At 62.3% G+C, this 12,310-nt stretch carries 8 protein-coding genes; 6 read left to right on the forward strand and 2 right to left on the reverse strand.

All coding sequences use genetic code 11. The features are described 5' to 3' along the window. Nucleotides 1-114 precede the first annotated feature (114 nt). The gene (locus tag DL240_RS06760) at nt 115-1,818 is read left to right on the forward strand and encodes an RCC1 domain-containing protein (protein ID WP_111729106.1); all 1,704 of its coding nucleotides are present in this window, start codon (nt 115-117) and stop codon (nt 1,816-1,818) included. Nucleotides 1,819-1,931: 113 nt separating this feature from the next. On the opposite strand, the gene DL240_RS06765 is transcribed toward DL240_RS06760, so the two are convergent. Next, the gene (locus DL240_RS06765; RefSeq protein ID WP_111729107.1) at nt 1,932-3,374 is read right to left on the reverse strand and encodes a preATP grasp domain-containing protein; all 1,443 of its coding nucleotides are present in this window, start codon (nt 3,372-3,374) and stop codon (nt 1,932-1,934) included. Nucleotides 3,375-3,633: 259 nt separating this feature from the next. Between DL240_RS06765 and DL240_RS06770 the strand changes: the two genes are divergently transcribed. Beyond that, nucleotides 3,634-6,012 (forward strand): TonB-dependent receptor family protein, encoded by a 2,379-nt coding sequence (locus DL240_RS06770; RefSeq protein ID WP_111729108.1) that lies wholly within the window; start codon nt 3,634-3,636, stop codon nt 6,010-6,012. Between the two features lie 457 nt (nt 6,013-6,469). On the opposite strand, the gene DL240_RS06775 is transcribed toward DL240_RS06770, so the two are convergent. After that, the gene (locus DL240_RS06775; protein WP_111729109.1) at nt 6,470-8,104 is read right to left on the reverse strand and encodes a hypothetical protein; all 1,635 of its coding nucleotides are present in this window, start codon (nt 8,102-8,104) and stop codon (nt 6,470-6,472) included. A 332-nt stretch (nt 8,105-8,436) separates the two neighbouring features. On the opposite strand from DL240_RS06775, the gene DL240_RS06780 reads away from it, so the two are divergent. From DL240_RS06780 to rlmB, 4 genes are all read left to right on the forward strand, one after another. Further along, on the forward strand, nt 8,437-8,790 hold the full coding sequence (locus DL240_RS06780; RefSeq protein ID WP_111729110.1) for a DUF4190 domain-containing protein: 354 nt from the start codon (nt 8,437-8,439) through the stop codon (nt 8,788-8,790). A 163-nt stretch (nt 8,791-8,953) separates the two neighbouring features. Continuing rightward, a complete protein-coding gene (locus DL240_RS06785) occupies nt 8,954-10,705 on the forward strand; it encodes a proline--tRNA ligase (RefSeq protein ID WP_111729111.1) in 1,752 nt (583 codons plus the stop codon). Then, complete coding sequence (gene pyrF / locus DL240_RS06790; protein WP_111729112.1) at nt 10,702-11,463, forward strand: orotidine-5'-phosphate decarboxylase; 762 nt, start codon at nt 10,702-10,704, stop codon at nt 11,461-11,463. Before DL240_RS06785 ends, pyrF begins: the two co-directional genes overlap by 4 nt. Continuing rightward, nucleotides 11,460-12,194: a 23S rRNA (guanosine(2251)-2'-O)-methyltransferase RlmB gene (gene rlmB, locus DL240_RS06795; RefSeq protein ID WP_111729113.1), complete on the forward strand. Its 735-nt coding sequence runs from the start codon at nt 11,460-11,462 to the stop codon at nt 12,192-12,194. The genes pyrF and rlmB overlap by 4 nt, the downstream gene beginning before the upstream one ends. The last annotated feature ends 116 nt before the right edge of the window (nt 12,195-12,310 follow it).

Genomic DNA, 12,310 nt, shown 5'->3' on the forward strand with positions numbered 1-12,310 from the left:
GGGTTCGGGCTGTGCTAGCGTGGGCCTCATCATAAGAGAACAGGAGGGCGCGCGACGTTGTCGAGGCTGTGGACGCGCTGGATCACACTTTTGCTTTAGAAGGCGAGGTGAGCCATGCGAAGAGGTCTTGCGTGGAGTTGTGTGGTGTGGTGGTGGGCCGGGCTCTGCGGCTGCGTGTTGATGTTCGACGGGGAGGCCGCGTTGGATGCTCCGGGAACAGAGAATGGCGAGGCGCCGGTGGCCACCATTCTTCAGGGGCCGGAGACGATGGCGCGGGGGCGTAGCGCGATCTTTGAGCTGGCCTGTGAGCCTGCGGATTGTGCGCTGGAGTGCGCGCGTGATGAGGGGGAGTATGACACCTGTGAGAGCCCCTATATCTGGGAGGATGTGAGCGAGGGGGAGCATCGCCTGAGAGTGCGGGCGCGGGCACAAGCACACGTGGGCGCTGACGTATGGTGGGACTTTGAGGCTCGTCCGGGGGTGGGGTTGGTGGTGACCGGGGAGCTCTCGGTCGATCGATTCTATCGAAATGTGGGGAGCCTGGAGATCGCCTGCGAGGAGGCCGAGTGCGTGCTGGAGTGCGGACTCTGGCAGCTGGGTGAGGGATGTGATGAGGCACAGTGCGCCACGAAGATGTACCTCGATTGCAGTCAGTCACCGGTGGAAGTTGAGGTGATGGAGTTGGGACGCTACCTGCTGGAAGTGGAGGCCTGCCGTCGCGATGGGACGCTCTGCGAGGTGGAGGAGCGACGCTTTAAGGTTGAGGCTCCAAAGTGGGCGATGGTCAGCGCCGGGGGCCGGCATAGCTGTGGGATTCTACAAAATCAGCATCTCTACTGCTGGGGAGCCAATGATTCGGGGCAGCTTGGGGAGGCGGGGGTTACCGAGGCCAGGGCTCCCTTGCGCATTGACGGCCGGTGGAGTTGGGTGAGTGCGGGCGAAGCGCATAGTTGCGGCATTGATGAGAAGGGCAGGCTCTACTGCTGGGGGGGCAATGAACTCAATCAGGCCGCGCCGGGAGAGGGGGAGTGGGTAGGGGTGACGCGCCTGGGGATGCGCAGCGATTGGGAGCGGGTCGAGGTGGGTGCCGAGCATAGCTGTGGGGTGCGCGTGGGTAAGCTCTATTGCTGGGGTTCCGGGGCAGCGGGGCAGGTGGGGCCGGCGAGCAGCTACTCGGAGGGGATGATGGTGGAGATTAATGCGGCCTCGGGGAGCTGGTCAGGGGAGCTGGCAGTGGGGCCGACGCATACCTGTGCAGGGGCGGCCGATAGTGTTTGGTGTTTTGGCGATACCACCCATGGTGCGGTGGGGCATACGTTGGAAGAGGCGACGTTTGGCGAGGCCCTGGAGGTGTCCGGGGCTCAGGGGTTGACGCGGCTGGTCGCTGGGGAGCGATACAGCTGTGGCCGCGACAGCACCGGGGAGGTGTATTGCTGGGGCGAAGATGTAAGAGAGGACCCGGAGGGGGCGGTGATTTCGTTGGCGGCGACGCCGATCGCTGAGACTGCTGCGATCGCAGTGCTCAGCGGTGGGGCTGAGCACATCTGCGGGATCGACACCGAGGGAGGGCTCTGGTGCTGGGGGGAAAACACCTGGCGGCAGATCAGCAGCGATGCCGGAGAGGGAAGAAGCGAGGTGGTACAGGTGGCTTCAACTCGAAGCTGGAGTCAGGTGAGCGCCGGTGGCGAGCATAGCTGTGCGATTGAGCGGGAGAGTCGCAAGCTCTATTGCTGGGGACGCTCCCGGGATGGTCGGTTGGGCTCGGAGATGACCGGCGCCGCAGTGGGGCAGCCGCGAGCGGTGGCCTGGGAGTATTGAGCCGGTGGGGCGTACTGGTGCCAGGCGTGCGAACGAGGCGATTGAGCGCACTGGTGCCAGGCGTGCGAACGAGGCGATTGAGCGCACTGGTGCCAGGCGTGCGAACGCGGCGCTTAGAGCCCCAGGCGCTCGGGCAGCGTTTCTTCCAGATTTGCTTTTGCCCGGGCTGGCGAGTCTCCCAGGGCGATGATGTCAAATTTTCCGAGTTCGGCCAGTGGGCCCACATTGTAGAGCACAAAGCTGCCGCGTGTGTGTTCGGCGCTGTAGAGATCATCGCCCAGCAGATCGCAGAGTTCTTCAAAGGTCATGCCCCGGTGAGATTCGGGGAGGTAGAAGTCGGTAGCGATGTAGTCGGGGCGGGCTGTGGGAGGCTGGCCAAAGAGCCGATCGATGAGATGCATGGGGGTGGAGGTGCCGCCCCAGCGGCCGTTGCACTCGGTGATCTGGGGATGCGCGTCGGGGGAGTTCGGATCGCCGGAGACGATGAAGTCAAAGGAGCAGCGCCCCACGTAGCCCAGGTGTTGAAGTGTGTCACAGACTTTGAGGGAGGCCCTTCCCATTCGCTGGTTCAGTGCCTCGGGCAGGGTTGAGGGGCGACTGCCGAGAAACATTTTTTCGGGGCCTTTGAGGAGCTGTTCGTAGACGCCGTCGAGCCTGGGGGGGCCTTCGGACGCCGGAGGGATCCAGACCTGGGTGGAGGGGGATAGATCGGTCTCAACCCACTCCACGATCAGTACGTCTTCGCCTTCACTCCACTGCGTGCGGGTGAGGAAAGCGCGAACCCGGTTGAGGACCTCGTCGGGAGGAGCGTTGCGAATCTTGCGGGCGTCGAGCACCAGGTTGCCCATCGCCGAGGCGCAGCGGGTGCGCTTGAGGCCGACGCGGTCGCAACGCGTGGCGAGTTCCGAGAGCGCGTTGGCGATGGTCTCAGGAGTCGAGGCCCGCAGGGTCTCGACGATCCATTCTGGCCCGAGCACGTCTTCAACCAGGGTGGAGAGGTGGCTCTTGTCGTTTGCGATCCACAAAATGGGAGGGGGCGGGCCGAGGACGGCGCAGGGCATATCGGCGTGGTTGCTGAAGGCTTCGGCCAGTTCCCAGACGGTTTCAATGGCCATGTAAGGGTGGATGGTTAGCCCGCGCGCAGCGCGGGCGTGAGCGCTCAGGTGATCGAGCGCTTCCGGGGTCCGGCAGGCCCGGGCGATCGCACGTGGATCATCATCGGCGGCCAGAAGGAGCCGGGGGGCTCCGAGTTTGAGAGAAGTCTGGCAGTAGGCCTCGTAGCCGGGCACCGGGGTGGTGCTGGCGGCGAAGAGATCCCGGCTACCTGCGCGCACGCGCGCGCGGTGCTGATACTCCTCGATGCCCACGATGTCGTCGAGGAATGGGATCCCGGTGACGTCTTCCAGGTGGAGTTGAGGCCAGGTCGACGCGTGGTGGTCGAAGCGGTGATGACGATAGGGCTGCAGCCGTTGGTCGAGCTCCCAGCGGACTCGAAGCTCGGCAGCAACGCGTCGGGCATCTTCACGATCGGCAGGGGAGAGGCTGAGAGTCTGCATCATGGGCTCCACGGGCTCGGACTGGTGAGTGCGAGCTTGCCTTATAACGCGCCGGCTTCTGCTGGGGAAAGTCGAATTGGGCCCGCGGGGGCGGAGGGATCGCGGGCGAGGTGATGCGTTGCGTGCGGTTGAATATGATTTTGAAAACCGTTTTCAACGAAATTGACAATCTATTTCAAAACCGATAGACGGGCGCCAGAAGTTCGTAGCGCCTGCCAGGTGGTGGGCGATTTCTCCATAGCATTGAAAGGAATCAGGCATGATGAAAGGACGATGGGCATGGATCGGCACACTGGCCGCCCTGAGCTTGTTGGCTGCACCGGGTGTGAGTTTTGCGCAGGATGCGGACACGGACACCGATGCCTCCGAGACGACGTCTGAGGTGCATGAGAGCGTTGAGGCCGCGGCTGAAGCGGTTGAAGAAGAGGTTCTGGCAAGCGCTCAAGCCCTTGAAGAAGAGGCTCAGGAGTTGGCGGCAGCGGCGGAAGGGGCAGCTGGCGAGTCTGAGCCCCGGCGTCGCAGTGTCCAGGCCAGCCGAATTGATGTGATCGGTGCGGCCCCGGAGGAGCTGGAGTCGGTTCCCGGGTCGGCCTCGGTGGTCACCGAAGAAGAGCTCGAAAGTCAGGTTCCGGTCAGCGCCAATGAGGTCTTGCGTACGTTGCCCGGGGTGCACGTTCAGGATGAAGACGGGATGGGGCTGCGCCCTAACATCGGGCTACGAGGGCTTAACCCCTCGCGTAGTAGCTCGCTGTTGGTGCTCGAAGATGGCGTGCCCATTGCGCTGGCGCCCTATGGAGAGCCGCAGCTCTATTACGCGCCGGCCATTGAGCGTATGGAGCGGCTGGAGCTGGTGAAGGGGTCGGGCTCCATTCTCTACGGTCCGCAGACCGTTGGCGGGGTGTTGAACTACCTGACGGCGGAGCCTCCTGAAGACTTCCGAGTCAGCGCCGATCTTCGCGCGGGTAACTTCGGGTACCTGCATGGTCAGGTCAGTGTGGGCGATACGATCGGTCGGCTTGGGTACTCGCTCAGCGCTCTGCATCAGCGTTTCGAGGGGCACCGCGGCCTCAATCTGAAGCTGACGGACGTGACTGGTAAGGTTCGCTACCAGCTGACCGATGTTTCCAGTGTGGCGCTGAAGTTGCACTTCTACGATGAGATCTCCAACGCCACGTATCTGGGGCTGACCTCGCCGCAGTTTGAAGCGGATCCCTCCGCGAATTTTGCGGTCAACGATGAGTTGCCGGTACGGCGTTTTGCGGCTTCGGCGACCTACAATCACCTTCTGGGTGATCAGGTGCTCTTTCAGACGACAGTGTACGGGCACAACATCACCCGAAACTGGAATCGCCAGGATTATGATCGTGAAGATGAGGGGCGGGACTACGATCGCATCATTGACGGGCAGGGGCGCGATATCACGTCGGCGAGTGCTCGTCCCGATGATGGGAGCGCGATCTATTTTCGCGACACGATGAGCAGTCGCAATCGCGAGTTCTTCATCGCGGGGATTGAGCCGCGGGCGACCATCGATTACGCCATCGGCGATATTGACAATGAGCTTGTGGTCGGGGCGCGAGTTCATGGAGAGCTGACGCTGGAAGAGCGCGTTGATAGCGAAGTCGCCAATCCGGAGAGCACCACGCTTCGCGCCGCGGAGACGCGTCGTGGTCTGGGGATCGCGGCGTATGCTCAGAATCGCTTCATCATCAACGATCGCCTCAAAATTTCGCCGGGGCTTCGTCTGGAGAGCTTCTGGAACGAGCGTGAAATTACCCGAGATCGTGTGGGAGGCACGCCGACCGATCTGGATCCTTCGCGAGTCAATAACGACACGATCGTGGCGGTGATCCCGGGGCTGGGCATCTCGTACGGGCTCAGCGATTCTGTGACGGCTTTTGCCGGCGTGCACCGGGGGTTTGCGCCGCCACGTACCAAAGACGCTGTGACCAGTGATGGCGATCTTCTGGAGCTCGATGCCGAGTACTCCTGGAACTACGAGTTGGGCCTGCGTGCCCAGCTGCAGAATTACCTCTCCACAGAGATTTCCGGCTTCTATCTGGACTTCGCCAACCAGATCATCGCCCCGACGGAGGCCAGTGGTGCGGTGGCCAACGATCCGGTGCTCTCGGCGCTGGCGCTGGTGAACTCCGGGGAGACCACGCACGCCGGTGCCGAGGCGCAGCTGACCTATGATGTGGCCACGCAGGTGGGGTTGGGCTTTGAGCTTCCGCTTTCGGTGGCCTACACCTACGTGCACTCGGTCTATGGCGAAGGCTGGGATGAGAGCATTACGGGCAACAAGCTGCCCTACTCTCCGGAGCATCGGGTGTCGGGCCACCTGCGTTTTGTGCACCCGGTAGGGGTGTCAGCTCAGGTCAATGGCCACTACGTGACGGAACAGTTCACCGACAATGCCAATACCGTGGAGGCTTCGACGGATGGTCTGGTGGGTCGGATTGATCCCTATTTCCTGCTCGATGCGCGCCTGGGATACACGATCAAACCCTGGGGAGTGACAGCGTATGTGGCCGGTAAGAATTTGCTGGATCACCGTTATATCGCCTCGCGAGCGCCGCAGGGGATTCAGCCCGGGATGTTCCGCCAGGTGTTTGGCGGGATCCGTGGCGAGTTCTGATCTGATGGAGAGAGCGAACCGGTAGGATGGATTGTCTACCGAGCCCCCGGAGAGCTGAGCGCTCCGGGGGCTTTTGTTTTGGGGCGTGGTCGGGCGGGTGCCCGGATGCCGGTGCCAGGGTGCCAGGCGATCGATCGTTAGCGTGAGGAGCGGGTGCCAGGCGATCGATCGTTAGCGTGAGGAGTGGGTGCTGAGGAGTGGGTGCCAGGCGATCGATCGTTAGCGTGTGGTGTGGGTGCCAGGCGATCGATCGTCAGCGTGAGGAGCGGGTGCCAGGCGATCGATCGTCAGCGTGAGGTGTGGGTGCCAGGCGATCGATCGTCAGCGTGAGGAGCGGGTGCCAGGCGATCGATCGTCAGCGTGAGGTGTGGGTGCCAGGCGATCGATCGTCAGCGTGAGGAGCGGGTGCCAGGCGATCGATCGTCAGCGTGTGGTGTGGGTGCCAGGCGTTCGAACGTTATTCGATAACGTCGGCTTCATCTTTCGGGGCTCCGGCATCGTCCTCTTGAATAACCGCTTCGGGGTTCTCTTGAGGGGGGCGCCCATCATTGCTCTGGAGGGATGCATCGGAGTCTGAGGAGTCTGGCGTTGACTCCGAAACGTCTTCCGATGCGATGTTCTCGGGGGCGGGAGGCTCCGGGGGGGCCGGCAGGCCGGTGAGTGCAGGCGGGCGTGGCACAAAGGCTGCGGCGAACTGCAAGATCGTGGTCAGTTCGCGGCTGGTGTAGTCGCCGGTGACCGTAACGTAGTCGTCGGAGGCGCGGCATTTCAGGCGCTCGATCAGCCCGGCGATGCCGAGCATGCGGGCGCCGGGGATTCCACCGATGATCTGGCGTTGAAGCGAAGGGCAACGCTCGGCAAAGGAGGCGGCCTGTTCGTCGGAGCGAAAACGAAGATCGATGGTGAGCTTCGGGGAGGCCGGGTGGGTCAGGCTCAGACGCACCGCTTCAAAGCGTGGTAACGTTCCGACGCCGGGCGCGAAGAAGACCAGACCGTAGGCGCTGACCAGGGCGATGGTATTCTGGTCTTCGGCGACATCTTCGATGCGCCGCAGGCCCTCCATCAGCCGGGGGCTGCCAGAGGCGTCGTTGACCCTGGTGTTGTAGTGACCGAACCAGGTCGATTTCCCAACCAGCGCCAGCCCGCGCGATGCGAGGAGGATCTGTCGAGGATCGCGGTAGCGGCCGGTCTCGGGAACGAGTGCCCGGGTTGGGGAAGTGCTATCGGTCCAGGGGGGAGGCTCGGCGAAGCGACCATCGAGAATCTCGCGGAGGCGTGCGTGGTCGTAGCGGTGGCGTACCGCTAAAAAGGTCTCGTGGAGATGGTTGGGGTTGGCTGAGGCCATAAAGATCGCGTCGAGTTCGGCGATCGGATCGAGTCCGGTGGAGTCGAGAAGGATGCGGTAGTCGGGGACCGCCTGGAGCAGTTGTGAGGCTTGCCGCTGGTAAGGAGCACCGCGCAGTCGATCGGTGCGTACCAGTGCGGTCATGCGAGCGTTGCCCGGCCCGTAGTTACGCATGTCGGGAAGATTGCTCGGGCTGGAACGGTCAATTCCCGCTACCCGGCGTTCCGGACTGGCGTCTTCTTCTTGAGGGGCGCTTTCTTCGGTGGCTTCCGCTTCGATTGCCGGGGCTTCTTCGGGAGCCTCGGGAGTAGGGTCCGTGGACGCCGTGGGTTCAGCGGGGGAGGGCGCGTGTGGCTCTGGCACTGGCTGTGGCTGTGGCTCCGGCGGAGGAACCTCCGTATCGGCTTGTTCAGCAAGCTCATCGGATGTCTCCTCGGGGGTAGGGGGGACATCTTCGGTGGGCTCAGCCTCGTCGCCAGGATCTGGTGTGTGGGGAGAGAGCCGGGGTTGCTCCCAGTCGGTAGGACGGCTGCCATCGAAATCGGCGCTTCCGTGGCCGATGCCCTGAAGTTCGGCAAAGCGTCCCATCCATTCGCTTTCCAGTCCGACATCGGGCTCGATATCGATCGTCAACACCGCCAGCGCACCGAGAGCGTGCAGGGCGAGGCTCAAAACCAGAGCATGCGCCAGCCCAAATCGTCGCGAGGCGGGGGGCCTGGGAGAAGCGTTGGGAGAGGGATCGGTCATAGGCGCGAATCTGAAGAAGCGGCTCGTAGGAAGAAGGGGGGCAGGCCCCGTCGAACAGGTTTAACGAAACGAGAGCATCATATATTTAGCACGGATTCGAAGTTGACTAGACGTTTGAGCAGCGGTGCTAAAGCTCTCGGACGTCTACAATGCTATGGCGTTCTATACGCGCTGGTGCGTTGCGGGCGAAACTGGCGATCGTCGATCGGTATCCTTACTATGGTGGCGAGTGAATGTGCGCCTGGCCTCCGTCGTTAGGTTAGCAGGCGATCGCCGGTGTGACCGCGCGGCGCGATGATTTGGACGTTCCCCTCCCCCAGGATAAAGCTCTTATGGCGTTTCGAGACCCCTACCATACTCCTCAACAAACTCCTCAGCACTCGCCACCTCCCGCTGAGAACCACCAGCAGGTCGCCGAAAATAAGCCTTCATCGATGGCCTGGGCTGCGCTCTTTTGTGGGATCGGAGCCTGGGTGGCGTTGCCGGCGATTGCGGCGATCGCGGCGGTGATCTGCGGTCATATTGAGCGCGGCAATATCGCCCGCGGCGAGGCGCCCTCGGCGGGGCAAACGGTCGCCACGGTTGGGATGATCCTGGGTTACATTCAGCTGGGGATGGTGGCTCTGGGGTTACTCCTGGTACTGGGCTTCTTCGGGTTGATGGCGCTGGGGATTGCGCTGGCCTGATCGTATCGCGACGATCTACGCATCATCGTTGTGAAGGGGACGAGTCGTGTGAGGCGCGCGGCGAGATTGACATGGCCAGCGGCGAAGCGTTTATATGCGCCTGACTGCGCCCTTGCGCGCGCTGCGAAGCGTTCGATTAACCGCACAGAATGGAACGAAGCCTATGCGACTCTCCTCGATGTTTGTCCCCACCCGTAAGGAAGATCCGGCTGAGGCCGAGGTCGTCAGCCATCAACTTCTGGTGCGGGGGGGCTATATCCGCATGCTCGCCCGCGGCATTTACGACTTCTTGCCGCTGGGCTGGCGCAGCGTGCGCAAGATCGAGCAGATCGTGCGTGAGGAGATGGATCGCGCCGGGGCGCAGGAAGTTCATATGCCGGCGGTTCAGCCCGCGGAACTCTGGCAGGAATCGGGGCGCTGGGTTGAGTATGGCGCAGAACTTCTGCGCTTTCGCGATCGTAAGGGGGCTGAGTTCTGCATGGGGCCCACCCATGAAGAGGTTGTCACCGATATGATCCGCGGTGATGTGAAGAGCTATAAGCAGCTCCCGCTCAATCTCTATCAGATCCAGACGAAATTTCGCGATGAGACGCGACCGCGCTTCGGGTTGATGCGCGGTCGCGAGTTCGTCATGAAAGATGCGTACTCATTTGATGTGGATGAGGCCGGCGCGCTGAAGAGCTACGACACGATGTTCGACGCCTATCATCGCATCTTTCAACGTCTGGGATTTGAGTACCGGGCGGTCGAAGCGGACACCGGCAATATCGGTGGAAGCCGTTCGCACGAGTTCCAGGTGCTGGCCGAGACGGGCGAAGATGAGATCGTCAGCTGCACCGAGTGTGGCTACGCCGCGAACGTGGAGAAGGCGGAGATCCGCGTGGAGATCGCCGAAGCCGGCGAACCCAGTGGTTCGGAGCTCGCAACGCTGCGCACGCCGAAGGCGCGCACCATCGAGGAGGTTTCGAACTATCTGAAGCGCGGTCCGGAGCTCATCGTTAAGACGCTGGTCTATATGGCCGATGAGACTCCTGTGATGGTGCTGATGCGTGGTGATCATCAGGTCAACGAGATCAAGCTCAAGGCCTATCTCAATGGCGAGCTCCAGCGTGAGGTGCAGGACTTGCGCCTGGCGAGCGACTCAGAAGTGGAAGAGATCACCAAAGCACCGGTGGGTTTTGCCGGACCTGTTGGCGTTGAGGGCGTGGAGATCTTTGCTGACCTGGCCGTGGAGCCGATGGTCGACTTTATTGTGGGCGCCAATCTCAAAGACAAGCACCACGTCAACGTGAACCACGGGCGAGACTTTGAGGTGAAGGCCTTTGTGGACCTTCGCCAGGCCGGCGCGGGCGATATCTGCGGTCGTTGTGGTGGCGTGCTTGAGGCACATCGCGGCATTGAGGTCGGCCATGTCTTCTTCCTTGGGGACAAATACTCCCGGGCGATGAATGCCAACGTGCTCGACGAGGCCGGCGAGCATAAGCCGATGCAGATGGGCTGCTATGGCATCGGCGTCACGCGCATTCTGGCGGCGGTGATCGAGCAGAATCACGATGAAAACGGCATCATCTGGCCGATGGCGATTGCGCCCTATCAGGTGGTGATTTGCCCGCTGCATCTCAAGAATGAGCTGGTCGTCTCCGAGAGTGAGCGTATTTACAGCGAACTCAAGGCCGCCGGGATCGAGGTTATGCTCGACGATCGCGATCTTCGCGCCGGCAACAAGTTCAAGGACGCCGATCTCATCGGGATTCCGGTGCGCATTACCCTGGGCGGCCGGGGAGTGGAGAATGGCGAGGTTGAATTGAAACTGCGCAGTGAGGATGAGCAGACGCTCGTAGCGCTTGGCGACATTGTCGACCGTGTGAAGGTGCTGGTGGCCGAGGCGCTCGTCGGTGCGCGAGGCGAGCGATGAACGAAGAGGCTGGCTTGCGAGCCGATGAGCTGGTGCGTCAGCGCGTGGTCGCCGCGCTGGACTTCGATACCATTGAAGAGGCCGTGGCGCTGGTCGATCTCCTCCAGGACCGCGTCACTCGCTTTAAAGTTGGGATGCGCCTTTTCACACGCTACGGGCCGGCGATTCTCGATGCTCTTGCCGAGCGCGAGGCCCAGGTGTTTCTGGACCTGAAGTTCCATGACATCCCCAGTGTGGTGGCGGATGCATGTGCCGCAGCAGCAGCGCATCCCTCGGTCTTTATGCTTACGGTGCACGCCAGCGGGGGGCAGGCGATGATGCGCCACGCGGCTCGCGGCGCTAAGCGCGGTCGACCGGACTCACCGCCGTTGGTTGTGGCGGTGACCGCGCTGACCAGTCTGAAGTCGCGGGAGTTGCCCTCGTTTGGTGTGGGCATGGGCGTGAGGGACTGGGCCGAAAAGTTGGGTGCGCTTGCGCTAAAGTCCGGCGTGGATGGCGTGGTCTGTTCCGCACATGAAGCCGAAGGTCTGCGTACGGAAGTCGGGGCGCGTCCGGTACTGGTCACTCCGGGGATTCGTTTGGAAGACGTTCATATTGCCGGAGACGACCAGGCGCGCACGATGACCCCCGGCCGCGCCATGGCAGCGGGCAGCTCTTATCTGGTGATTGGCCGTCCTATTTATCAGTCCCCCGATCCGATCGCCGCCGTCGATGCGGTGTCGGCCTCGGTGGCGAGCTGGTTGGAGAAGATCCGATGATTGTTTTTGGTGTACATCCGGTCGAGGAGGTGCTTCGGCGCGCACCGCGATCGGTTGAGGAACTCTATGTGGTCGGTGATCTCCAAGAAGGGAAGTTCGCCCGGATCGCCGAGCTGGCCGAGAACCGGCGCTTCTCGGTACGCAGCGTCAGCGCAGAGGAGATGGATGAACTCTGCGAGGGAAATCACCAGCGCATCGCCGCCCGGGTAGGGTCCTTTCCCTATGCGAGCCTCCACGAGGTTCTGGAACAGGTGGGTGAACGCAGCCCGGCCTGTATTCTCGTACTCGAACAGGTCCAGGACGCCGGCAACCTGGGGGCGATCCTCAGAAGTGCGGCAGCCTTTGGCGTGGATGCTGTGGTGGTGGCCAAAGATCGCGCCGCCGGGGTAAGCGCCGCGGTCGTGAGGGCATCGGCGGGGATGGCCTTTCATGTGCCGGTGGTTCAGGTCACCAATGTCTCTCGCGCCCTACGAGAGCTCAAGGAGGCCAATTTCTGGGTGGTAGGAACCCTGGCCGAAGGGGGCCAGCCGATCTGGGATCAGGACTGGCAGCTGAGAGCCGCGCTGGTGATGGGTGGGGAGCACCGGGGGATCCGCCCCAACGTGGCCAAAGAATGCGATTTTCGCGTGACCGTCCCGCTTCAGGCCGACGTGGAGAGCCTAAATGTTTCGGTGGCGACCGCGGTTGCGCTCTACGATCGGGTGCGATCGCTAGGAAACACGCCGAAATAAGTGATTTTGACAGAATCGAAATAAAGCGTTGCTTTTTGCTTGACAGCTTTCGGGGGGGGCTATATCTATCTGGCCCTGCTGACGGGGCCGCACAAAGCACGACGCGGTCATCGATG

This window comes from Lujinxingia litoralis, from assembly GCF_003260125.1.
In the GTDB taxonomy this organism is placed as follows: domain Bacteria; phylum Myxococcota_A; class Bradymonadia; order Bradymonadales; family Bradymonadaceae; genus Lujinxingia; species Lujinxingia litoralis.

Coding starts and splice junctions, on each gene's coding strand:
- DL240_RS06760 (WP_111729106.1), top strand. CDS start 115: ATGCGAAGAGGTCTTGCGTGGAGTTGTGTGGTGTGGTGGTGGGCCGGG.
- DL240_RS06765 (WP_111729107.1), bottom strand. CDS start 3,374: ATGCAGACTCTCAGCCTCTCCCCTGCCGATCGTGAAGATGCCCGACGC.
- pyrF (WP_111729112.1), top strand. CDS start 10,702: ATGAACGAAGAGGCTGGCTTGCGAGCCGATGAGCTGGTGCGTCAGCGC.
- DL240_RS06775 (WP_111729109.1), bottom strand. CDS start 8,104: ATGACCGATCCCTCTCCCAACGCTTCTCCCAGGCCCCCCGCCTCGCGA.
- DL240_RS06780 (WP_111729110.1), top strand. CDS start 8,437: ATGGCGTTTCGAGACCCCTACCATACTCCTCAACAAACTCCTCAGCAC.
- DL240_RS06785 (WP_111729111.1), top strand. CDS start 8,954: ATGCGACTCTCCTCGATGTTTGTCCCCACCCGTAAGGAAGATCCGGCT.
- DL240_RS06770 (WP_111729108.1), top strand. CDS start 3,634: ATGATGAAAGGACGATGGGCATGGATCGGCACACTGGCCGCCCTGAGC.
- rlmB (WP_111729113.1), top strand. CDS start 11,460: ATGATTGTTTTTGGTGTACATCCGGTCGAGGAGGTGCTTCGGCGCGCA.